The following is a 21,118-nucleotide window of genomic DNA, read 5'->3' on the forward strand; positions in this document are numbered from 1 at the left end:
GCGCAGGACAATAATCGTTTCGCTGCCGTCGGCAATGGCTTTGCCGACCGCTCTTATCCCGTGATATTGGGGCTTGAGGCTAGTGATATATTCATATAATACAGCGCCCCGGAACAGGCATGGCGCCGGAGAGATGGGATCGGCATGAATTACGAAACTCCGCTGGCGAGCGAGGACGCCGCGCTTGTCGACGATGCGTCGATCCAGCCCGGCCGGCGCCGGTGGCTGCCGATCGCGGCGGGCGCCGCCATCGTGCTGGTCGTGCTGGCGCTGTGGCTGTCCATGCGTGAAAAGCCCGCCGCAGGTGGGGATGCCCCCGTACAGACCATTCCGGCCGTCACGGTCATCAGCCCCGGCTCTTCGGTGGTCGCACGCACCGTCAATGCGACGGGTTCGCTGGCGGCGCGCGTCGAAATGCCGGTGGGCGTGGTGGGCGAGGGCGGCGAGGTGCGGCAGGTTCTGGTGCAGCCGGGCGACTGGGTGCGCGCCGGCCAGACGCTGGCGGTGATCGAACGCTCCGTGCAGACCGAACAGGCGCGTTCGCTGGCCGCGCAGATCGAGGTCGCCCGCGCCGACGCCAAGCTGGCGCAGGCGCAGCTCGACCGTGCCAAGGCGCTGGTGGCGCGCGGCTTCATCAGCCAGGCGGATATCGACCAGCGCACGGCCACTCGCGACGCGGCGCAGGCGCGCGTGAATGTCGCCGTCGCGCAACTGGCCGAGCAGCGCGCCCGCAATGGACGGCTGGACATCCGCGCGCCCGCCGCCGGACTGGTGCTGACGCGCGGCGTCGAACCCGGCCAGATCGTCGGCGCGGGCAGCGGCGTGCTGTTCCGCATGGCCAAGGGCGGGGAGATGGAAATGCTGGCGCAGGTCAGCGAGGACGATCTGGCGACGCTACGGCCGGGCAACAGCGCCATGGTAAAGCCCGTGGGCGGCTCCGAACAGTTCGCCGGACGCGTCTGGCAGGTGTCCCCCGTCATCGATCCACAGACACGGCAGGGCATCGCCCGCATCGCTGTCTCCTACAATGCCGCCATCCGTCCAGGCGGCTTCGCCTCCGCCGCGATCGTCAGCGGATCGGGCCAGTCCGCGGTCCTGCCGGAATCGGCGGTGCAGAGCGACGACAAGGGCAATTATGTCTATATCGTCGACGGCAAAAATCAGGTGGAGCGGCGCGACATCGCCGTCGGTCAGGTGTCCGATGCGGGCGTTTCCGTAAAGAGCGGCCTGACGGGCAATGAACGGATCGTGGAAACGGCGGGCGCTTTCCTGACCCCGGGACAGAAGGTGAAACCGGAGTTCCGCAAGGCGCAATGAGAGAGCGGCAGCGCCCCCGGGGGCGCTGTCCGACAGCAGGATCAGTCCGGCGAGAAAGGCCGTCATGAGTTTTCGCAACATTTCCGCCTGGGCCATCCGCAACCCGACCTCGCCGATGGTGCTGTTCGTGGCGCTGCTGCTGGCGGGTCTCGTCAGTTTCAGCCGCATGGACGTGAACCAGCAGCCCGACATCAGCTTCCCGATGGCCAGCGTCACGGTGCTTCAGCCGGGCGCCGCGCCGACCGAACTGGAAACGCAGGTCACGCAGCGCGTGGAAGCGGCCGTCCGCGCCATCAGCGGGATCGATGAAATCACCTCCGTCGTGTCGGAAGGCCAATCGCTCACCAATGTGCAGTTCGAGATCGGCACGCCGGTGGACCGCGCCGTGAACGACGTGAAGAACGCCGTGGACCAGATCCGCAGCGACCTGCCGGAAGGCATATTGGAGCCGCAGGTCAGGCGCATCGACATCGACGGCGGCCCGATCGCCTATTTCGGGGCGGAAGCCACCGACATGACGCTGGAAGAATTGTCCTGGTATGTCGACAATACCGTGGCGAAGCGGTTGCTGGCCGTGCCGGGCATGGCGGCGGTGACGCGCGGCGGCGGCGTCAGCCGGGAAATCCGGGTCATCGTCGACCCCGCCAAGCTGCAATCGCACGGCGTGACCGCGGCCCAGGTGAACCAGCAATTGCAGCAGGTGAACCTGAACGCCGCAGGCGGGCGCACCGAAATCGCGGGCGCGGAACAGGCCATCCGCGTGATCGGCAACGCGAAGGACGCCTACGCGCTGGGGCAGACGCAGATCGCCATTTCCGGCGGCCGGACGGTGAAGCTGGCCGATCTGGCCGAGGTGCGCGACATGTATGCCGAACAGCGTTCGCTCGCCTTGATGAACGGACGGCAGGTGACGAGCTTCCGCCTGGAAAAGGCCAAGGGGGCGTCCGACGTCACCGTCCATGACGAGGCGATCAAGATTCTCGACACGCTGCAAAAGGAAAATCCCAAGATTCACTTCAAGCAGCTCTACACCAGCGTCGATTACACCAAGAGCCAATATCATTCCGCCATGCAGGCGATGATCGAAGGCGCCGTGCTGGCGGTCGTCATCGTGTTCCTGTTCCTGCGCGACTGGCGCGCGACGATGATATCCGCGCTTGCCATTCCGCTATCGGCGATCCCGGCCTTCTGGTTCATGGACATGATGGGTTTCACGCTGAACAGCATCTCGCTGCTGGCGCTGAGCCTCGTTGCCGGCGTTCTGGTCGACGATGCCATCGTGGAAATCGAGAATATCGTCCGCCACATGCGCATGGGCAAGACCGCCTATCAGGCAGCGATAGACGCGGCGGACGAGATCGGCCTTGCCGTGCTGGCGACGACGATGGCGATCGTGGCGGTATTCCTTCCGGTCGGCCTGATGCCGGGCCTGTCCGGCCAGTTCTTCAAGCAGTTCGGCCTGACCGTCGTGGTCGCGGTTCTGCTCAGCCTTGCCGTGGCGCGTCTGGTCACGCCCATGGTCGCCGCCTATTTCCTGAAGGCCCATGGCGAGAAAAGCCATGGCGAAGGCTGGCTGATGGACCGCTATATGGCCGTGCTGCGCTGGTCGCTGGATCAGCGGCGGGCCATAGCCCATCGCGCGAAGGGCGGCATGGCGCGTCATACCGCATGGCTGCGCGATCATCGCCTCTGGACCGTCGCCATCGGCCTGCTGGCACTGTTGTCCACGATTGTCGCCTTCGGGACGCTGCCCATGTCCTTCCAGCCGACGATGGACACCGACTTCAGCCAGGTGCAGATCGAAACGGTGCCCGGAAGCACCTTGCAGCAGACCACCGTCGTCGCGCGCCGCGTGGCGGACATGCTGGCGGCGGACACGGATGTCGTCGAAGCGGCCTTTGCCAATATCGAGACGACCGAGGCCGAGATTTTCCTCACCCTGCGGAAGGACCGGCCGATGTCGTCGGTCGAATGGGAACGCAAAATCGCGCCCAAATTCCAGCAGATCGCCGACGCCCGCGTCAATTTCCAATCGCAGTCGGGCGGCGGTTTCGGCCGCGACATCATCATCATGATGGGCAGCGATGATCCGCAACTGCTGGAGAGCACCGCCAACAAGCTGGTTGCCGAAATGGCGGGCGTCCGCGAAATCCGCGCGGCCCGTGTGCATGGCGACATGCAGCGGCCCGAAATCGTCATCAAGCCGCGCTTCGACCTGGCCGCCAGCATGGGCGTGACGACCGCCGCGCTCAGCAACACGATCCGGGTCGCCACTATCGGCGAAATCGACCAGAATACGGCCAAATTCTCCCTTTCCGACCGGCAGATCCCGATCCGGGTCGCGGTGCAGGAAGCCAGCCGCAAGGATATGGCCACGATCGCGAACATGCCGGTGCCAACGGTGAACGGCGGCTCGGTGCCGCTCAAGGTGGTGGCCGACATCGAATTCGGCTCCGGCCCGACGCAGATCCGCCGCTACAACCAGATCCGCCGCGTCGTGGTCGGCGCGGACCTGGCTCCGGGCATCGTGACCAGTCAGGCCACGGCGAAGATCAACGCCCTCCCCACCATGAAGGCCGTGCTGGAGGGCAAGATCCAGGGCGTGCAGAAAATCAACGCGGGCGACAGCAAGTTCGAAGCGGAAATGCTCGTGAATTTCGTCATCGCGGTGGTGTCGGGCATTCTCCTGGTGCTGGCGGTGCTGGTGCTGCTCTACAAGCGGATCATGCCGCCCTTCGTCAATCTGGGGTCGCTGCTGCTGGCGCCTCTGGGCGGCGCGCTGGCGTTGCATCTGACGGGCAATCCCTTGTCCATGCCGGTCTTCATCGGTCTGCTGATGCTGCTGGGGATCGTGGCGAAGAACTCGATCCTCGTCATCGACTTCGCGCTGGAGGAAATGGAAAAGGGCGTGCCCAAGTTCGAGGCGATCGTGGACGCGGGGCACAAGCGCGCCCAGCCGATCGTGATGACCACCGTGGCGATGGTGGCGGGCATGGTGCCCACCGCCCTGTCGCTGGGCGGCGACGGCGCATGGCGCGCGCCGATGGGCATCACCGTGATCGGCGGCCTGCTGCTCTCGACGCTGCTGACGCTGGTGATCGTGCCCGCGACGTTCAGCCTGGCGCTGGGCGTCGAACAATGGATCGGCCCGCGCCTGAGCCGGCGGCTGCTGACCTATAAATCGGGCGATGACAAGGCCCATGCCGGCCAGACGCAGCCTGCGGAGTGACAGCGGACAAAAAGAAGGCTTGCCTGAACGAAACGGTGGCGTAACCGTTGGAGAGCCATGAAGCTGCTCCGCGTGACCCGGCCCCTGAGCGACGTCCCAGCCCATCCGGCCCGCAACATGCGGCTGGTCGCGACGGGCATGTTGCTGCTGATGGCGGCCCTGTTCCTCGCCGCCCGCGCCACCGTCCACCTGCATCCCGCCATCGGCTTCGTCCAGGCGTTCGCCGAAGCGGCCATGGTGGGCGGCCTTGCCGACTGGTTCGCGGTGACGGCGCTGTTCCGCCATCCGCTGGGGCTGCCGATCCCGCACACCGCGATCATCCCCCGCAACAAGGACCGGATCGGCGACACGCTGGCCTTGTTCCTGCGCGACAATTTCCTGACCCCCGCCGTCGTCGCCCGGCGAATGCGGGGGCTGGACGTGGCGGCCGCGGCCGGGCGCTTCCTTTCCAGCCCCTCCGGCGGGGACGGGCGGCTGCGCGAAGGCGCGTCGCGGCTGGCGGCCGAGATATTGGAGACGCTGGACCAGGAACGGCTGGGCGGCATGGTCAAGGGCGCGATCGGCCAGCGGCTGCGCGCGATCAACGTCGCGCCCCTGATCGGGCAGGCGCTGGAAGCCGCGATGCGCGACGGGCGACATGCGCCGGTGATGGACGGCATCATCCGATGGGCCGACCGGACGCTGGAGGGCAATGAACATCTCATCCGCCAGATGGTGCATGAACGCGCGGGCAAGATCATGCGCTGGACCGGACTGGACGAGAATCTGGCCAATGCGATCCTGAACGGCCTGCGCAAGCTGCTGGCCGACATGGCGGACGATCCCGGCCACGGCCTGCGCCTGAAGGCGGAGGAGGGAATGGTCAAGCTGGCTTCCGACTTGCAATTCGATATCGGGATGCAGGCGAAGGTCGCCCGCATCCGCGATGAGATTTTGGACAATCCGGCCATGCAGCGCTGGATCGACGGCATGTGGGAGCAGGCGCGCGCCGGGATGCTGCGGGCGGTGCGCGATCCCGGCAAGGCGATGGCCGGGCGGCTGGGCGAGGCGCTGAAACAGCTTGGCGAGACGCTTCAGAGCGAAGAGCGGCTGCGGCGGCCGATCAACCGCTTCGTCCGGCGCGCAGCGGTGGGCGCAACCGCCAGCTACGGCGATTCGATCGTCAAGCTGGTGAGCGAAACGGTGCGCGGCTGGGACGCCGGGACCGTTACGAACCGCCTGGAAAATGCGGTGGGTCGCGACCTGCAATATATCCGCGTCAACGGCACGTTGGTCGGCGGGCTGGTGGGGCTTGCGATCCACGCAGTCGATACGCTGTTCTGAAAGGCCCGCCCGCGCTTCGCCTTTTGCATCCGGGCCGCTCCTGCCCTATATGAGCGCGATGGCGATTTTCCCCCGTCCGGCTTCTCCCAGGAGCGCGCTCCACGACCTGTGGAGCTATTTCCGCGCGCAACGTCCGCATAAATGGCCGATATTAGGCCTGTCCGTCGCGATCACCTGGCTGATCGTGTGGGTGTTCGTGCTGGACGCGAACACCAACACCATGCCGACGCGCAACCAGATCATCTATGTCCAGAACTGGGACGCGAGCCGGTCGGACGCCGCGATCATCCTTCAGCAGAAGATCGATCTCGCCAAGCACGAAGCCGCGCTGGAAAAGAAGCAGAAGGAAATGCAGCACGTCGCCGACATGTTCGGCATCGACTGGCGCGAGGATGAGGCGCGCAACCGCGCCCGCCGCCAGGAAGCGTTGAAGCAGATCAACGCCCAGCTCGATTCGCGTCTCGCCAGGGCGGAGGCGGCCGGAAAGCCCGTCACGGGACCGGCCCAGCCCTGACCGCCGCGATGCCGCCCGCCGACCCGATGACCGACCCGGCCGAAGACCGGCGCTTCATGGCGGCCGCCATCGCCCTGTCGGAACGTGGGCGGGGCCTTTCCACCCCCAATCCCAATGTCGGCTGCCTGATCGTCAGGGACGGGCGCGTCGTGGGACGCGGCTGGACGCAGAAGGGCGGGCGTCCCCATGCCGAAGCGCAGGCGCTGGAGCAGGCGATGGACCGGGCGCACGGCGCGACCGCCTATGTGACGCTGGAACCCTGTTTTCACCTGTCGCCGCGCGGGCCGCGCTGCGCCGACCTGCTGGCGCGCGCGGGCATCCGGCGCGCGGTCATCGCGTTGCGCGATCCCGATCCGCGCACCAACGGCCAGGGCGCGGCATGGCTGCGCGACCATGGCGTCGCGGTCGAAATGGGGCTGATGGAAACGCAAGCCCGTGCCGCGATGGCCGGTTTCGTGCTGCGGCAGACCAGGGGACGGCCCGCCGTCACCTTGAAGCTGGGCCTGTCGCTCGACGGCCGCATCGCCCTGCCCGATGGATCGAGCCGCTGGATCACCGGGCCGGACGCGCGCGCGCACGCCCATCTGGAGCGGGCGCGGCATGACGCCATCTTGGTCGGCGGCGGCACATTGCGCTGCGATGCGCCGCGGCTCGATGTGCGGTTGCCGGGGATGGAAAGCCGCTCGCCCCGCCGCATCCTGCTCAGCCGGGGCGAAGCGCCTTCGGGCTGGGAGCGGATCAAGCGGCCGGAGGATATTGCCGCGCTGGACCGGGTCGATCATCTGCTGGTGGAGGGCGGCGCGCAGACGGCGGCGGCTTTTTTGCGGGCCGGGCTGGTCGACCGGCTGCTGCTCTACCGCGCGCCGATCCTGATCGGCGAAGGATTGCCCGGCATCGGCGACATCGGCCTTGCCGACCTGGCTCAAGCGCATGGGCGTTGGGCGCTGGCGGACGAAAGACATTTGGGCGTGGACCGGCTGGAGGTTTACGCGGCGGCGCGCAGCGCCTAAGCCGCTGGGAAATCTTTCGACGTTCAGGACCATCGACCCATGTTCACCGGCATCATCACCGACATCGGCACCATAAGCTCCATCGAGCAGCACGGCGACCTGCGGCTGGTCATCGGTTGCGGTTATGACATGGAAAGCGTCGCGATCGGCGCTTCCATCGCCTGTTCGGGCGCTTGCCTGACGGTGGTGGAAAAAGGCGCGGACTGGTTCGCCGTCGACATGTCCGCCGAAACGGTTGCGCGCACCGCGCCGGGCCTGTGGCGGCAGGGCGGCAAGCTCAATCTGGAACGCGCGCTCAAGGTGGGCGACGAACTGGGCGGGCATATCGTGACGGGCCATGTGGACGGCGTGGGCATTTTGGTGTCGGCCACCCCGGAAGGGGATTCCATCCGCCTCGTCATCCGCGCGCCTGCCGAGCTTGCGCCATCGCTCGCGGCCAAGGGCTCGATCACGGTCGACGGCATTTCGCTGACCGTGAACGGTGTGGAGGACCAGCCTGACGGCTCGGTGCATTTCGGCCTCAACATCATACCGCATACGGCGGCGGCAACCACGCTGGGAACATTGCCCGCAAATCGTTCCTTCAATCTGGAGATCGACGTGCTGGCGCGTTATCTCGACCGGATGCAGTCGCTTCGCGCGCGCACAATGTGACTTCCTCTTGCAATCATCACATCGCAATGTGATATGATCCCGATGTCCGTTCCGGACGAGGAGTCGCTTTCCATGTCTGCCGCGCTTATCGACACGCTCCGCTCCCTTGTGACCGAAGGGGGCATGTCCCGTTCCGGCTTGGCCCGCGCCGCCGGGCTTCACGCCAACAGCCTCCGCCGTTTGGGTGAGGCGGACTGGAATCCGACCGCGGAAACGCTGGGCAAGCTGGAAAATTACCTCCAGCGGCGCGAAGGCGGCACCGCCCTCGCCAGCCCGGAAGAGATTATCAACGAAGCCCGCAACGGCCGCATGTTCATCCTGGTCGATGACGAGGACCGGGAGAATGAAGGCGATCTGGTCATTCCCGCGCAGATGGCGACGCCCGATGCGATCAACTTCATGGCGACGCATGGCCGCGGCCTCATCTGCCTGGCGCTGACCAAAAGCCGGGTGGACGAGCTGGGCCTGGACCTCATGAGCCGCAATAACGGCACGCGGCATGAAACCGCCTTCACCGTGTCGATCGAGGCGCGCGAGGGCGTCACCACCGGCATCAGCGCCGCCGACCGCGCCCGCACCATTTCCGTCGCCATCGACGGTTCGAAAAGCCGCGACGACATCGTGACGCCGGGGCATGTCTTTCCGCTGGTCGCCAAGGATGGCGGCGTTCTGGTCCGCACGGGCCACACCGAAGCGGCGGTCGACGTGGCCCGGCTCGCCGGTCTCAATCCTTCAGGCGTCATCTGCGAAGTGATGAAGGATGATGGGAGCATGGCGCGCCTCGACGACCTCATCCCCTTCGCGCAGAAGCACGGGATGAAGATCGGCACGATCCGCGACCTCATCGCCTATCGCCGCCGCCACGATCACATGGTCGAACGGCGCGCGGAAACGACCTTCACCAGCAAATGGGGCGGCGATTGGAAAGCGATCAGCTTCTACAACAAGGCGACCCAGACCGATCAGCTCGTGCTGCAAAAAGGGCATATCGTGCCGGATCAGCCCACGCTGGTCCGTATGCACCAGATGTCGATCCTGGACGACATCTATGGCGCGACTGGGCCGCGCGGCGAGCTGTTGTCACGCTCGATGGAAATCATCGGCGAGGAAGGCGCGGGCATCATCGTCGCCCTCACCATCCGGGGCAGCACGTCGGAATTCATCACGCGCTTCCTGGAGCATCATGCGGGCAAGACCAGTGCGGGCATGGACGAGCTGCGCGACTATGGCGTGGGCGCGCAGATCCTTGCCGAACTGGGCGTGCATGACATGATCCTGCTCACCAACAGCAACCACAGCCTCGTTGCGCTGGACGGTTACGACCTGGCCGTCGTCGGCCAGCACCCCATCGATCTTTAGAAAGGAAAGCAGGCATGGCGAAGTTCCTGATCGTCGAAGCGCGCTTCTACGACCATCTCAACGACCTGCTGATCGAAGGCGCGGGCGCCGCGCTGGAGGAAGCCGGGCACAAATATGACGTGATCACCGTGCCCGGCGCGCTGGAGATTCCCGGCGCGATCGCACTGGCGGCGGAAAGCGGGCGCTATGACGGCTTCGTCGGCATCGGCGTGGTGATCCGCGGCGAGACCTATCATTTCGAAATCGTGTCGAACGAAAGCGCGCGCGGCCTGATGGCGCTCAGCATGGACGGCATCGCGATCGGCAACGGCATCCTGACGGTCGAGAACGAAGCGCAGGCGCTGACCCGCGCCCGCCGCGCCGAAAAGGACAAGGGTGGCGAGGCGGCCAGGGCCGCCATCGCCATGCTCAAATTGCGGGAGCAGTTCGGGGGCTGAACCTCCGGACGATGGAAGGAAAGGGGCGGAGACCTTACAGCCTGTGCACCCAGTTGGCCGGGTCCGCCACCGTGCCGCGCTGGATGCCGGTAAGGTCGACGCGCAGCGATTCGGTCACCATGCCGCCGTCGCCATTGCCGATGGTGAAATCGCCCTCGACGCTCTTCACCGTGCCGATAGGGGTCACGACCGCCGCCGTGCCGCAGGCGAAGGCTTCGCGCAGCCTGCCGCTGGCCGCGTCCGCGCGCCACTGGGCGAAGCTGTAGGGTTCCTCGCGCACGTCATGGCCCTTGGCGCGGGCCAGCGTCATGATGCTGTCGCGGGTGATGCCGGGCAGGATCGTGCCGAGCGGCGGGGTGACGATCGCCCCGTCCTCCATCACGAAGAAGATGTTCATGCCGCCCAGTTCCTCGACCCACTTATGCTCCGCGGCGTCGAGGAAGACGACCTGATCGCAGCCATGCTTGCTGGCTTCGGCCTGCGCGATAAGGGAAGCGGCATAGTTGCCGCCGCACTTGGCCGCGCCCGTGCCGCCGGGTGCGGCGCGGGTATAATGTTCCGATACCCAGAGGCTGACCGCTTTCTTGCCGCCCTTGAAATAGGCGCCGGCGGGCGAGGCGATGACGCAGAAGATATACTCGTTCGCCGGACGCACGCCGAGAAAGGCTTCGCTCGCGAACATGAAGGGGCGCATGTAGAGGCTTCCCTCGCCGCCCGGTATCCAGCCCGCGTCGATCTTCGCCAGTTGTTCGACCGCTTCCAGGAACAGGTCTTCGGGAATGGGGGGCATCGCCATGCGATGCGCCGATTCGTTGAAGCGGCGGGCATTTTCCTCCGGCCGGAACATGGCGATGCTGCCGTCGGCGAGGCGATAGGCCTTCATCCCTTCGAATATCTCCTGCGCGTAATGCAGCACGGCGCAGGCGGGATCGAGCAGGAACGGTTCGCGCGGGCCGAGCGCGGCGCTGTGCCAGCCCTGTCCCTCTGTATAGCGGATCGTCACCATATGATCGGTGTGGATGCGGCCGAAGCCGGGGTCTTCCAGCAATACGGCGCGCTGGTCAGCCGCCACAGCCCTGCTGTTCCGAGTGACGGTGAAGCGCGATGTCTGCTGGACGTCCATAATAGTTACTCCTTCGGCCTGGACGCGCGCCCTATGTCACAAAGCAGGCCGCGAAACAATGTTGCGCAAAGGATTTGAGGCCTTTGGATGACGAATGGACCGCTTGCGCTTTGGTGGAGGGCGGCTATCCCGCTCTCCCATGCACTTCTTTTCCGACAACGCCACGCCCGTCTGTCCGCCCGTGATGGCCGCCATCGCCGCCGCCGATCGCGCGGATCACGGCTATGACGGGGACGGCTGGAGCGCGCGGCTGGACGGAGCCTTTTCCGACCTGTTCGGCGTGCCGGTGAAAGCCATGTGGGTGGCGAGCGGCACGGCGGCGAACAGCATCGCGCTTGCCTGCCTCTGCCCGCCCTATGGCGGCATCATCGCGCATGAGGAGGCTCATGTCGCGGTGGACGAATGCGGCGCGCCGGGGTTCTTCACCCATGGCGCAAGCCTGATGACGCTGCCGGGCGAAGGCGCGAAGCTGTCGCCTGACGCGGTGCGGGAACGGCTGAGGGCGATCCGCCCGGACGTGCACCAGATCCCCGCGCGGGCGATCAGCATCACCAATGCGACCGAATATGGGCTGGTCTACACGCCCGATGAAGTCGCGGCGCTGGGCGATGTGGCGAAGGATCACGGGCTGGGCCTGCATATGGATGGGGCGCGATTCGCCAATGCGGTGGCGCATCTGGGTTGCCATCCGAGCGATGTCACAGGACGCGCGGGCGTCGATGTGCTGAGTTTCGGCTGCGTCAAGAATGGCGGCATGGTGGGTGAGGCGCTGGTCTTCTTCGGCGCGCAGGCGGAGGCGCGGGCGGCGGAAGCGGCCCGCTGGCGCAAGCGGTCGGGGCATCTCCTTTCCAAGGGGCGCTATCTGGCCGCGCAAATTCTCGCGCTGCTGGAGGATGACCTGTGGCTGGCCAATGCGCGTGCGGCCAATGCCGCGGCGCAGGCACTGGCGGCGGGCGCGGGGACAAGGCTCATGCAGCCGGTAGAGGCCAATGAGCTGTTCCTGCGGCTGACGGCAGAGGAAGCAGCCAGCCTGCGCGCGCAAGGCTTCGACTTCCACGACTGGGGCGAAGGGGCGGCGCGGATCGTCACCAACTGGTCGCAGGATGCGGCCGGCGTCGCGCCGCTTGCCGATGCGCTGCGGAAGCTTGGCTGATGGCGCAACAGGCAAGGGGCGGAGTCGTCCTGCCCTTCATCCTCGTCACGCTGATCTGGAGTTCGACCTGGATCGTGATTCGCGATCAGCTTTCGGCGGTGCCGCCAAGCTGGTCGGTCTGCTACCGCTTTCTGGTCGCCGGGGCCGCTATGGCACTGTTCGCGACGGTGCGCAGGGTGCCGCTGCGCCTGCCGCCTGAGGGGATCGCCTTTGCCGCGATGCTGGGGCTGGCGCAGTTCGTGCTCAATTTCAACTTCGTCTATCGCGCGGAACATTATCTGACCTCCGGCGTGGTCGCGACCGTCTATGCGATGCTGCTGATCCCCAACAGCATCCTTGCGTGGATCGCCTTCCGCCAGCCGGTGAGCCGCGCCTTCATGGTCGGATCGGCCATAGCCATCGCGGGGATCGTGCTGCTGCTGGTGAAGGAATATCGCGCGGCGGAGATTGCGCCCGGCGCGGTGGTGCTGGGTGTGGCGCTCAGCATCGCGGGGCTGTTCAGCGCGTCGGCGGCCAATGTCATGCAGGGGATGCGGGTCGCCCGCCGCCTGCCGATGGTAGCGGTGCTGGCCTGGGCGATGCTGATCGGCGGCGCGATGGACGCTGCCTATGCCTGGATCACGGCGGGTCCGCCGGTGATGGAATGGCGCGCGGCCTATGTGCTCGGCATAGCCTGGCTGGCAATCGCGGGATCGGTGGTTTCCTTCCCGCTCTATTTCCAGTTGATCCAGCGTATCGGCGCGGCGCGCGCGGCCTATAGCGGCGTGCTGATCCCGGTGATCGCGATGCTGATCTCCACGGCGGCGGAGGGCTATCGCTGGACCGCGCTGTCCATTGCCGGAGCGGTGCTGGCGGTCGTCGGCATGACCATCGCGCTGCGGGCGAAGGAGGGTTAGCGGCGCGCGTCGGGCACATAGCCCCGCTTTGCCGCATCCACGCGGGCGAGCAGGCTGGCGATGGGTTCGGGCTTGCGCGGCGCACGGACGGGCATGGAGAGGCGGCTCATGCGGTGGCTGAGCGCGGCGAAAGCAGTTTCGATTGAGTCCATCTGTCCGATCCCGTGGCGGTGAGGCCCACGCTTTCGGGCCGCCATGGTTAAGGAAGAGTAACCATAAGGGCGCCGATGCGGCGAGCCGTTCAGCTTTCCTCCGCGAGGCAGGCGGTCAGTCCCTCGCAATAGGTCGGATAGCGCGGTTTCCAGCCCAGCAGGCGCCTGGCCCGCCCGTTCGCGACGCGGCGGTTTTCGGCGTAGAAAGCGCGGGCCATGGGGGAGAGGTTCGCCTCCCCCAGCGTCAGCAGCGGCGGCAGGGGCTTGTCGAGCAATGCGCAGGCTGCCTCTATCACGGCATTGTGCGGCGCGGGCAGGTCGTCGGCCAGATTATAGACGCCCGGCGGCCTATCGAAGGAGGCGATGACGCCCGCCACGATATCATCCACATGCACGCGGCTGAAAACCTGTCCGGGCAGGTCGATGCGGTGCGCCTCCCCTCGCCCTACCCGGTCCAGCGCACTGCGGCCGGGACCATAGATGCCGGGCAGGCGGAAGCGGCGCATGTCGGCGCGAAGCGCGCCCCATGCCAGATCGGCCTCCGTGCGGGCTGTGCGGCGGCCCTGGCCCATGGGGCTGGCTTCGTCGACCCATGCGCCGCCCGTGTCGCCATAGACGCCGGTGGAGGAGAGATAACCGGCCCAGAGCGCGGGTGCTGCGGCGATGGCCGCGCCGTAACGGGCGAGGACCGGATCGCCTTCCCCATCCGGGGGGACGGAGGAAAGGATATGCGTTGTGCCGGCGATGGCGGCATGGACGGCGGCTTCATCGGCAAAGGCGAGCGCTTCGGGACCAGCCGTGCGGCGCACCCCCGTGACCTGCCAGCCCTGTGCGCGCAGCCGTCCGGCCAGGCGCGCGGCGGTATAGCCCAGCCCCAGGATCAGCATATGCGGCATGACCCGGGCCTGCCGGGGCTTAAACCGTAAAGCTCTCGCCGCAGCCGCAACTGCCCTTGGCATTGGGGTTGTTGAAGACGAATCCGGCGGTGAAGTCGTCCTCCACCCAGTCCATCGTCGATCCGACCAGATAGAGCACCGACGCGCCGTCGATATAAAAGGCGCCGCCGGGCGTTTCGATCTTCTCGTCGAACCTGGCCTCCTCGGTCACATAGTCGACCGAATAAGCAAGCCCCGAACAGCCGCGCCGGGGCGTGGACAGCTTGACGCCGATCGCCCCTTCGGGCGCCTGGGCCATCAGGTCGGCGATGCGCCGCTCCGCATTCGGCGTCAGGATGACGGCGGCGGGACGCGCGCGGGATTTGGTTTCAATCGTCATCAGAGCATTCCCAGTTCCAGCTTCGCTTCGTCCGACATCTTGCCGGGGTCCCATGGCGGGTCCCAGACGAGGTTCACCTCCACATCGCCCACGCCCGGCACCGCGCCGACGCGCAGTTCGACTTCGCCCGGCATGGATTCGGCGACCGGGCAATGCGGCGTCGTCAGCGTCATGGTGACGACGGCATGGCCGCCTTCCGTCACGTCCACGCCATAGACCAGCCCCAGATCATAGATGTTCACCGGGATTTCCGGGTCGAAGATTTCCTTGAGCGCGTCGATGATCGCGTCATACAGGTCGCCGCCCGGCTCGCCCGCCGGCGGCGCGGCAGGCTTCTGCGACAGAAAGCCTTCCAGATAATCGCGCTGGCGCGGCTGCGCGGTCCCGGCATCGTCCAGGCGCGCCTTGGGCGGCGCGTCCACGCTTTCCACTTCCTCGACCATAATCTTCCGCTCGGTCATCCGAAGATCTTCCTCACTCGTTCGATACCCTTGACCAGCGCGTCCACGTCGCCCTCGTCGCTGTAGAGGCCGAAGCTCGCCCGCGCCGTCGCCTCGACGCCCAGATGGCGCATCAACGGCTGGGCGCAATGATGCCCGGCGCGGATCGCGACACCCGTTTCATCCAATATGGTGCCGACATCGTGCGGATGCACCCCCTCCACCTCGAAGGACAGGATGCCCGCCGAATCCTCCGGCCCGAAGACGCGCACGCTGTTCAGCTTCTCCAGCGCCGACCGCGCCTTGCCCGCCAGCGCGCATTCATGGGCGTGGATGGCGTCCAGCCCGATCGCCTGCACATAGTCGATCGCGGCGGACAGCCCCACCACGCCGACGATATGCGGGGTCCCGGCCTCGAACCGCGTGGGCGCGGGGGCGTAGGTCGTCCTTTCGAACGTCACCTTGTCGATCATCGACCCGCCGCCCTGATAGGGGGGCATGGCGTCGAGCAGTTCCTGGCGCGCCCACAGCACCCCGATGCCGGTCGGCCCATAAAGCTTGTGCGCGGAAAAGACGTAGAAGTCGCAGTCCAGCCCCTGCACGTCGACGGCAAGGCGCGGCACGGCCTGGCACCCATCGATCAGGATTTTCGCACCCACCGAATGGGCGATGTCGGCGGCGCGGCGCACGTCCAGCACGCTGCCCAGCACGTTCGACACATGGGCAAGTGCCACCATTTTATGCTGCGGCGTAATCATCGCGGCCATGGCGTCGAGGTCGATCTTGCCATCCGCCGTCAGCGGCACGACATCGACCTGCGCGCCCGCCTTCTCGGCCACCATCTGCCACGGCACGATATTGCTGTGATGCTCCAGCATGGAAAGCAGGATGCGGTCTCCCGCCTTCAACTGCTCGCCAGCCCAGCACTGCGCGACGAGATTGATGCCCTCGGTCGCGCCGCGGACATAGACGATCTCGCTGTCGCTCGCCGCGCCGATGAAATGCGCGACCGTCCGCCGCGCCGCCTCGTAGGCCAGCGTCATATTCGCGGACCGCTCATAGACGCCCCGATGCACCGTGGCATAGTCCACGCCATAGGCTCGGGCGATGGCGTCGATCACCGCTTGCGGTTTCTGCGCGGTGGCGGCGCTGTCGAGATAATGCCAGTCGACCCCATTTCCATCCAGAAGGCCGGGGAAATCATGACGCAGATCGAGGCGGTCGAAGGTGCCGACAGTCATACCAGCGCCTCCAGCTTGGCGATCGCCGCCGCTTCCAGTGTCTCCTTCACCGCTTCGTCGGCCATATCGTCGAACACGCCCGCGACAAAGGCTTTCAAAAGCAGCGTCTTGGCCGTCGCCGGGTCCATGCCGCGCGAAGCCATGTAGAACAGCGCCTGCTTGTCCAGTTCGCCCACGGTCGCGCCATGGGCGCATTTCACGTCGTCGGCGTAGATTTCCAGCTCCGGCTTGGCGTTCGCGGTCGCCGTGCGGTCCAGCAGCATGGCCTTCACCGACTGGAAGGCGTCCGTCCGCTGCGCGCCGCGCGCGACGTTGATGCTCCCCAGATAGCTGCCGGTGGCGTGCTGGCCCAGGACCGACCGGATCGTCTGCCCGCTGGTCCCGTCCGGCTGCGCATGAGTGACGGCGGTGACGATCTCCAGCGTCTGCTTCCCTCCGCCGATGATCGCGCCGTTGAGTTCGAAATGCGCGCCCTTCCCCAGCGTGACGTTCAGCGTCACCCGCCCGAACCGGCCGCCGATATTCAGCACATGGAAATCGCAGCGCCCCCCGTCCGCAATGGCGATGGCATAGTCATGCACCACCGCCACGCCTTCGCCCGCGTCCTGCAACAGATGATGATGCGCGCTTTCACCGGCCGCCACGTCGATGCGAACCGGCGCGGGCAGCGGCCATAGGGAGGCGACAGCCTCCAGATCGCTATAGCGCCATTCTTCCTGGCGCCGGGTCGGCAGGGCGACCGTGGTCATATGCGCGCATCCTCCGCAAAAGAGACGCCTGCGACGCTCATGCCATCACCTCGGCATAGCCTTCGCGTTCCAGTTCCAGCGCGAGTTCGGGACCGCCCGACTTCACGATCCGCCCGCCCGCCAGCACATGCACGAAGTCGGGCTTCACATAGTCGAGCAGCCGCTGATAATGGGTGATGAGCAGCACCGCCTTGTCGGGGCGCCGCATGATCGCGTTGATCCCGGCGCCCACGGTCTTGAGCGCGTCGATGTCGAGGCCGCTGTCCGTCTCGTCCAGGATCGCCAGCTTCGGGTCGAGTATGCCCATCTGCACCATTTCGGCGCGCTTCTTCTCGCCGCCTGAAAAGCCGACATTCACCGGGCGCTTGAGCATTTCCATGTCGAGGCCCAGCAGCGCGGCCTTCTCCTTGGCGAGCTTGATGAACTCACCGCCGTTCAGTTCCTTCTCGCCCCGCGCGCGGCGCTGCGAATTGAGGCTTTCGCGCAGGAATTGCAGGTTGGAAACGCCCGGAATCTCGACCGGATATTGAAAGCCCAGGAACAGCCCGGCGGCGGCGCGCTCATGCGGCTCCATTTCGAACAGGTCCTTTCCCAGGAAGGTCGCGCCGCCGCCCGTCACCGCGTAACCGGGGCGGCCGCCCAGCGTATAGGCCAGCGTCGACTTGCCCGCGCCGTTCGGTCCCATGATCGCATGGACTTCGCCCGCATTGATGGAAAGCGACAGCCCCTTGAGGATCGCCTTGCCGTCAATCTCGTTCGAGAGGTTTTCGATGGTCAGCATTATTTATCCCTTATGCGCGCGCTGGAGCGTCCGCGCGGTCCAGAAGGCCATGTCCCGCACGTCGCCGGGCGCGGGGAACAGCGTGTCGATATGGCGCTTGATCGGCATATAGGGCCACCAGTCGGCATCCGGCTCGGGCGCGCCCTTTTCCAGCAGCGCGACGACGAATTCGCTGACCGGCCCCATGCGGGCGAGGTTGGGCGCCTTGGCCTTGTGGAACGCCTTGTCGGTCCGCAGGCGCTCGGTCATCGCCTTGTCGCCTGCTTCCAGCGCGGCGCGGCATTCGGCCTGCCAAGCATCGAGATCGCCAAAATCCTTGACGGCGCGCGCCTGAAGCTCGCCCTCTTCCAGTTCATAATCCTCGGTCAGGATACGGATCGCGGCGGTCCATGCCTGCCCGTTGCCGACATCCTCCGCGAAATCGGCGAGGGCATCCTGAATATCGTCTTCGTCGCTCAAAATTCTTGGTCCTCTAAAAGCCCAAGGGTTGCCCCTTGTCGATCACCCCACGCTTCCCTCAAGCGAAATGCCGAGCAGCTTCTGCGCCTCGACCGCGAACTCCATCGGCAACTGCTGCAACACCTCCCGCGCAAAGCCGTTCACGATCAGCGACACCGCGCTTTCCTGATCCAGCCCGCGCTGCATCGCGTAGAAAAGCTGGTCGTCGCTGATCTTGCTCGTGGTCGCCTCATGCTCGATCTGGGCGCTGGGGTTCCTCACCTCGATATAAGGCACGGTATGCGCGCCGCACTGGTCGCCCAGCAGCAGGCTGTCGCATTGGGTGAAGTTGCGCACGCCCTCCGCGCCCGGCGCGACGCGCACCAGCCCGCGATAGGTGTTGTTGCTGCGGCCCGCGCTGATGCCCTTGGACACGATGGTCGATCGCGACCCCTTGCCGTTGTGGATCATCTTCGTGCCGGTGTCGGCCTGCTGCATATTGTTGGTCAGCGCCACCGAGTAGAACTCGCCGACGCTGTTCTCGCCGTTCAGCACGCAACTGGGATATTTCCAGGTGATCGCGGAGCCGGTTTCCACCTGCGTCCAGCTCACCTTGCTGTTGCGGCCCTGGCAGAGCGCCCGCTTCGTCACGAAATTATAGATGCCGCCCTTACCCTGCTCGTCGCCGGGATACCAGTTCTGGACGGTCGAATATTTGATCTCGGCATCGTCCAGCGCGACCAGTTCGACCACGGCGGCATGAAGCTGGTTCTCGTCGCGCATCGGCGCGGTGCAGCCTTCCAGATAGCTGACATAGCTGCCCTCGTCCGCCACGATCAGCGTGCGCTCGAACTGCCCCGTATTCTCCGCATTGATGCGGAAATAGGTGCTGAGTTCCATCGGGCAGCGCACACCCTTGGGCACATAGACGAAGGTGCCGTCCGAAAAGACCGCGCAATTGAGCGTCGCGAAATAATTGTCGTGCATCGGCACGACCTTGCCGAGCCACTTCTTCACCAGCTCGGGATATTCGCGCACCGCTTCGGAAATGGAGCGGAAGATGACGCCCGCTTCCTCCAGTTCCTTGCGGAAGGTTGTGGCGACGGACACGCTGTCGAACACCGCGTCGACCGCGACCTTGCGGCTGCCCTTGACCCCGGCCAGCACTTCCTGCTCGGCGATGGGGATGCCCAGCTTCTGATAGGTGGCCAGGATTTCCGGATCGACTTCATCGAGCGACTCAAGCTCCGCCTTCTTCTTCGGCTCGGCGTAATAATAGGCGTCCTGATAGTCGATCGGCGGGATGTTGAGCTTGGCCCAATCGGGCGCTTCCATCTTCCGCCATAGGGCGAACGCCTTCAGCCGCCATTCCAGCAGCCATTCCGGCTCCTTCTTCTTGGCGGAGATGAAGCGGACCGTATCCTCGCTCAGCCCCTTGGGCGCGAAGTCCTGCTCGATGGCCGACGACCAGCCATGCTCATAGGTGGAGGCGCGCTCGGCGGCCTCATGCGCTTCGAGATTGCGGATAGTGGTGCTTTCCTCGGTCATGCCATTTCTCGTGTCAAACTCGCGATCGTCACCCCGGCAAGCGCGGACCGGATCGCATTGTTCGCCGCGTTCATATGCGGACGGACGCGGCAGTCCTGCTCCAATGTGCAGTCATGCGCGCCATGTTCGGCGCAGGCCGTCATGGCGATGGGGCCTTCCACCGCCTCCACCACATCGGCCAGCGTGATCGCGGCGGGAGGCCGCGCCAGCCGGACGCCGCCGCCGGTGCCGCGGCTCGATTCGAGCAAGCCCGCGGCCGACAAACGGCTCACCAGCTTCTGCGCCGTGGGCAGGGGAATGCCGGTTTCGGCGCTGAGCGTCGTCGCATTCATCTTGACGGCGCCGCAATGGCGCGCGGCGGCGGACATCAGCACCACGGCATAGTCAGCGAAGCTCGACAGTCTCATTGCGCGTCCAGTTGCGAACCATTCTCAAATCGGATCGAATCAATCCGATTAGGCATGTGGTCGCGCGAGGGCGGATTATCAAGGCTTTTCTTGCATGAGCGCGTTCAACTCATGCGATTGATGACCGCCACGTCGCCGCCCAGCGACCGGCGCAACAGCGTCAGCTGCGCGACGGCGGACGGCTCGTTCTGCAACTGCTGCGGGGTCAGGCCGATGAAATGCTTGATCTCGCGAATGAAGTGGGACTGGTCGTAAAAGCCGCCATCCTCGCACAGCACCTGCCAGCTTTCCCGGTCCAGCGCGATCCGCGCGCTGCATCGCAATGCCCGGTATTTGCGCGCCAGCAGCTTGGGCGGCGCGCCATAATAGCGGTTGGTGAGCCGCGCGAGCTGCCGGGCCGAAAGCCCCGTGCGTTCGACCAGCGTTTCGATTCGCGGCGATCCTTCGTCCATCAGCCAGCCGTCCACCGCCTCCAGCATGCGCCAGGTCGAATCGGCGAACGGCCTGATCCGCTCTCCCAGAAACGACCAGCACAAGGACGCCATCGCATCCGCATCGTCCATGGACCGCAACTTTTGCAGCAACAGCCCATAGTCGGCATCGCATGCCGCCATGTCGAAGGCGCTGTCGGCCATCGCGCTGGCATCGTCACCGTACAGCGCGACCCAGCCGGCAGGCAGCAGGGATGTGCCCAGCACGCGCGCCGGCTGGTCCAGCTCGAAGCGTGTCGCGCCGAATGTCGGTCCCAACAGGCACACATCCGGCGGGGACAACACCATGCCATCCTGAAAGATATAATTGCCGCCCTGGCCTTCCAGCCGGAAACGGAGTTGCGGCACATCCGCGCGCGTCACGTCCGCATAGCCGGAAGAGGTAACGCTGAAGATGTAGAGCGAACCGAAATAGGCGCATAACGACTCGGGCGGAGCGAAATAGCGCAGGCTTACCGGACCATGCTCCGCTTCCACCCTATAGGAAAGCGGCGTCTCCTGATCGGCGGTAACCGACCCCGCCCCCTCAGGCGTGTGTCGAGGATATGACCCCATATATTATGACCCCCGCTATCCAATAT

At 65.8% G+C, this 21,118-nt stretch carries 22 protein-coding genes; 10 read left to right on the forward strand and 12 right to left on the reverse strand.

What is annotated here, in order from left to right; genetic code table 11:
• Nucleotides 1–144 precede the first annotated feature (144 nt).
• From IQ35_RS12915 to ribH, 8 genes are all read left to right on the forward strand, one after another.
• The gene (locus tag IQ35_RS12915) at nucleotides 145–1,317 is read left to right on the forward strand and encodes an efflux RND transporter periplasmic adaptor subunit (protein ID WP_145074020.1); all 1,173 of its coding nucleotides are present in this window, start codon (nucleotides 145–147) and stop codon (nucleotides 1,315–1,317) included.
• 64 nt (nucleotides 1,318–1,381) lie between these two features.
• Entirely contained in the window at nucleotides 1,382–4,546 is a 3,165-nt protein-coding gene (locus tag IQ35_RS12920) for an efflux RND transporter permease subunit (RefSeq protein WP_021244477.1), read from the forward strand.
• 57 nt (nucleotides 4,547–4,603) lie between these two features.
• Nucleotides 4,604–5,869 (forward strand): DUF445 domain-containing protein, encoded by a 1,266-nt coding sequence (locus tag IQ35_RS12925; protein WP_145074022.1) that lies wholly within the window; start codon nucleotides 4,604–4,606, stop codon nucleotides 5,867–5,869.
• A gap of 58 nt (nucleotides 5,870–5,927) precedes the next feature.
• Complete coding sequence (locus IQ35_RS12930) at nucleotides 5,928–6,383, forward strand: hypothetical protein (RefSeq protein ID WP_376699483.1); 456 nt, start codon at nucleotides 5,928–5,930, stop codon at nucleotides 6,381–6,383.
• A gap of 8 nt (nucleotides 6,384–6,391) precedes the next feature.
• Nucleotides 6,392–7,393, forward strand: a complete 1,002-nt coding sequence (gene ribD / locus IQ35_RS12935) for a bifunctional diaminohydroxyphosphoribosylaminopyrimidine deaminase/5-amino-6-(5-phosphoribosylamino)uracil reductase RibD (protein WP_260401536.1) — start codon at nucleotides 6,392–6,394, stop codon at nucleotides 7,391–7,393.
• 39 nt (nucleotides 7,394–7,432) lie between these two features.
• Nucleotides 7,433–8,047, forward strand: coding sequence for a riboflavin synthase (locus tag IQ35_RS12940; protein WP_145074028.1), 615 nt, complete (start codon nucleotides 7,433–7,435; stop codon nucleotides 8,045–8,047).
• Nucleotides 8,048–8,119: 72 nt separating this feature from the next.
• Nucleotides 8,120–9,406 (forward strand): 3,4-dihydroxy-2-butanone-4-phosphate synthase, encoded by a 1,287-nt coding sequence (gene ribB, locus IQ35_RS12945; RefSeq protein ID WP_145074031.1) that lies wholly within the window; start codon nucleotides 8,120–8,122, stop codon nucleotides 9,404–9,406.
• A gap of 14 nt (nucleotides 9,407–9,420) precedes the next feature.
• Complete coding sequence (gene ribH / locus IQ35_RS12950; RefSeq protein ID WP_021244471.1) at nucleotides 9,421–9,843, forward strand: 6,7-dimethyl-8-ribityllumazine synthase; 423 nt, start codon at nucleotides 9,421–9,423, stop codon at nucleotides 9,841–9,843.
• A 34-nt stretch (nucleotides 9,844–9,877) separates the two neighbouring features.
• On the opposite strand, the gene IQ35_RS12955 is transcribed toward ribH, so the two are convergent.
• The gene (locus IQ35_RS12955) at nucleotides 9,878–10,966 is read right to left on the reverse strand and encodes a branched-chain amino acid aminotransferase (protein ID WP_021244470.1); all 1,089 of its coding nucleotides are present in this window, start codon (nucleotides 10,964–10,966) and stop codon (nucleotides 9,878–9,880) included.
• Nucleotides 10,967–11,105: 139 nt separating this feature from the next.
• Between IQ35_RS12955 and IQ35_RS12960 the strand changes: the two genes are divergently transcribed.
• Together IQ35_RS12960 and IQ35_RS12965 are read left to right on the forward strand one after the other, a co-directional pair.
• The gene (locus tag IQ35_RS12960; protein WP_021244469.1) at nucleotides 11,106–12,119 is read left to right on the forward strand and encodes a threonine aldolase family protein; all 1,014 of its coding nucleotides are present in this window, start codon (nucleotides 11,106–11,108) and stop codon (nucleotides 12,117–12,119) included.
• Complete coding sequence (locus IQ35_RS12965) at nucleotides 12,119–13,015, forward strand: DMT family transporter (protein WP_145074034.1); 897 nt, start codon at nucleotides 12,119–12,121, stop codon at nucleotides 13,013–13,015. Before IQ35_RS12960 ends, IQ35_RS12965 begins: the two co-directional genes overlap by 1 nt.
• Here the strand turns inward: IQ35_RS12965 and IQ35_RS21240 are convergent.
• The 11 genes from IQ35_RS21240 to IQ35_RS13015 form a co-directional block, all read right to left on the reverse strand.
• Nucleotides 13,012–13,167 carry a hypothetical protein gene (locus IQ35_RS21240; RefSeq protein ID WP_021244467.1) on the reverse strand — a complete coding sequence of 52 codons (156 nt, stop codon included), beginning with the start codon at nucleotides 13,165–13,167 and terminating at the stop codon, nucleotides 13,012–13,014. The genes IQ35_RS12965 and IQ35_RS21240 overlap by 4 nt on opposite strands.
• An 89-nt stretch (nucleotides 13,168–13,256) precedes the next feature.
• Nucleotides 13,257–14,063 (reverse strand): Rossmann-fold NAD(P)-binding domain-containing protein, encoded by an 807-nt coding sequence (locus IQ35_RS12970; RefSeq protein ID WP_145074037.1) that lies wholly within the window; start codon nucleotides 14,061–14,063, stop codon nucleotides 13,257–13,259.
• Nucleotides 14,064–14,082: 19 nt separating this feature from the next.
• Nucleotides 14,083–14,442 (reverse strand): HesB/IscA family protein, encoded by a 360-nt coding sequence (locus IQ35_RS12975; protein ID WP_021244465.1) that lies wholly within the window; start codon nucleotides 14,440–14,442, stop codon nucleotides 14,083–14,085.
• On the reverse strand, nucleotides 14,442–14,903 hold the full coding sequence (locus IQ35_RS12980; protein ID WP_021244464.1) for an SUF system Fe-S cluster assembly protein: 462 nt from the start codon (nucleotides 14,901–14,903) through the stop codon (nucleotides 14,442–14,444). The genes IQ35_RS12975 and IQ35_RS12980 overlap by 1 nt, the downstream gene beginning before the upstream one ends.
• On the reverse strand, nucleotides 14,900–16,123 hold the full coding sequence (locus tag IQ35_RS12985; protein ID WP_145074040.1) for a cysteine desulfurase: 1,224 nt from the start codon (nucleotides 16,121–16,123) through the stop codon (nucleotides 14,900–14,902). The genes IQ35_RS12980 and IQ35_RS12985 overlap by 4 nt, the downstream gene beginning before the upstream one ends.
• Entirely contained in the window at nucleotides 16,120–16,872 is a 753-nt protein-coding gene (locus IQ35_RS12990) for a SufD family Fe-S cluster assembly protein (protein ID WP_145074043.1), read from the reverse strand. Before IQ35_RS12990 ends, IQ35_RS12985 begins: the two co-directional genes overlap by 4 nt.
• A 37-nt stretch (nucleotides 16,873–16,909) precedes the next feature.
• A complete protein-coding gene (gene sufC / locus IQ35_RS12995; protein WP_021244461.1) occupies nucleotides 16,910–17,653 on the reverse strand; it encodes a Fe-S cluster assembly ATPase SufC in 744 nt (247 codons plus the stop codon).
• 3 nt (nucleotides 17,654–17,656) lie between these two features.
• On the reverse strand, nucleotides 17,657–18,112 hold the full coding sequence (locus tag IQ35_RS13000) for a hypothetical protein (protein WP_145074046.1): 456 nt from the start codon (nucleotides 18,110–18,112) through the stop codon (nucleotides 17,657–17,659).
• Between the two features lie 42 nt (nucleotides 18,113–18,154).
• Nucleotides 18,155–19,639, reverse strand: a complete 1,485-nt coding sequence (gene sufB, locus IQ35_RS13005; RefSeq protein ID WP_021244459.1) for a Fe-S cluster assembly protein SufB — start codon at nucleotides 19,637–19,639, stop codon at nucleotides 18,155–18,157.
• Nucleotides 19,636–20,046 (reverse strand): RrF2 family transcriptional regulator, encoded by a 411-nt coding sequence (locus tag IQ35_RS13010; protein WP_021244458.1) that lies wholly within the window; start codon nucleotides 20,044–20,046, stop codon nucleotides 19,636–19,638. The genes sufB and IQ35_RS13010 overlap by 4 nt, the downstream gene beginning before the upstream one ends.
• 104 nt (nucleotides 20,047–20,150) lie before the next feature.
• On the reverse strand, nucleotides 20,151–21,092 hold the full coding sequence (locus IQ35_RS13015) for a helix-turn-helix domain-containing protein (RefSeq protein ID WP_145074049.1): 942 nt from the start codon (nucleotides 21,090–21,092) through the stop codon (nucleotides 20,151–20,153).
• Between the last annotated feature and the right edge of the window lie 26 nt (nucleotides 21,093–21,118).

It is taken from the genome of Sphingobium wenxiniae, from assembly GCF_007830065.1.
Taxonomy (GTDB): Bacteria; Pseudomonadota; Alphaproteobacteria; order Sphingomonadales; family Sphingomonadaceae; genus Sphingobium; species Sphingobium wenxiniae.

Coding starts and splice junctions, on each gene's coding strand:
- IQ35_RS12940 (WP_145074028.1), top strand. CDS start 7,433: ATGTTCACCGGCATCATCACCGACATCGGCACCATAAGCTCCATCGAG.
- IQ35_RS12925 (WP_145074022.1), top strand. CDS start 4,604: ATGAAGCTGCTCCGCGTGACCCGGCCCCTGAGCGACGTCCCAGCCCAT.
- IQ35_RS13010 (WP_021244458.1), bottom strand. CDS start 20,046: ATGAGACTGTCGAGCTTCGCTGACTATGCCGTGGTGCTGATGTCCGCC.
- ribD (WP_260401536.1), top strand. CDS start 6,392: ATGCCGCCCGCCGACCCGATGACCGACCCGGCCGAAGACCGGCGCTTC.
- IQ35_RS12975 (WP_021244465.1), bottom strand. CDS start 14,442: ATGACGATTGAAACCAAATCCCGCGCGCGTCCCGCCGCCGTCATCCTG.
- ribB (WP_145074031.1), top strand. CDS start 8,120: ATGTCTGCCGCGCTTATCGACACGCTCCGCTCCCTTGTGACCGAAGGG.
- IQ35_RS12980 (WP_021244464.1), bottom strand. CDS start 14,903: ATGACCGAGCGGAAGATTATGGTCGAGGAAGTGGAAAGCGTGGACGCG.
- IQ35_RS12990 (WP_145074043.1), bottom strand. CDS start 16,872: ATGACCACGGTCGCCCTGCCGACCCGGCGCCAGGAAGAATGGCGCTAT.
- IQ35_RS12955 (WP_021244470.1), bottom strand. CDS start 10,966: ATGGACGTCCAGCAGACATCGCGCTTCACCGTCACTCGGAACAGCAGG.
- IQ35_RS12915 (WP_145074020.1), top strand. CDS start 145: ATGAATTACGAAACTCCGCTGGCGAGCGAGGACGCCGCGCTTGTCGAC.
- sufC (WP_021244461.1), bottom strand. CDS start 17,653: ATGCTGACCATCGAAAACCTCTCGAACGAGATTGACGGCAAGGCGATC.
- IQ35_RS12965 (WP_145074034.1), top strand. CDS start 12,119: ATGGCGCAACAGGCAAGGGGCGGAGTCGTCCTGCCCTTCATCCTCGTC.
- ribH (WP_021244471.1), top strand. CDS start 9,421: ATGGCGAAGTTCCTGATCGTCGAAGCGCGCTTCTACGACCATCTCAAC.
- IQ35_RS12970 (WP_145074037.1), bottom strand. CDS start 14,063: ATGCCGCATATGCTGATCCTGGGGCTGGGCTATACCGCCGCGCGCCTG.
- sufB (WP_021244459.1), bottom strand. CDS start 19,639: ATGACCGAGGAAAGCACCACTATCCGCAATCTCGAAGCGCATGAGGCC.
- IQ35_RS12985 (WP_145074040.1), bottom strand. CDS start 16,123: ATGACTGTCGGCACCTTCGACCGCCTCGATCTGCGTCATGATTTCCCC.
- IQ35_RS13015 (WP_145074049.1), bottom strand. CDS start 21,092: ATGGGGTCATATCCTCGACACACGCCTGAGGGGGCGGGGTCGGTTACC.
- IQ35_RS12930 (WP_376699483.1), top strand. CDS start 5,928: ATGGCGATTTTCCCCCGTCCGGCTTCTCCCAGGAGCGCGCTCCACGAC.
- IQ35_RS21240 (WP_021244467.1), bottom strand. CDS start 13,167: ATGGACTCAATCGAAACTGCTTTCGCCGCGCTCAGCCACCGCATGAGC.
- IQ35_RS12960 (WP_021244469.1), top strand. CDS start 11,106: ATGCACTTCTTTTCCGACAACGCCACGCCCGTCTGTCCGCCCGTGATG.
- IQ35_RS12920 (WP_021244477.1), top strand. CDS start 1,382: ATGAGTTTTCGCAACATTTCCGCCTGGGCCATCCGCAACCCGACCTCG.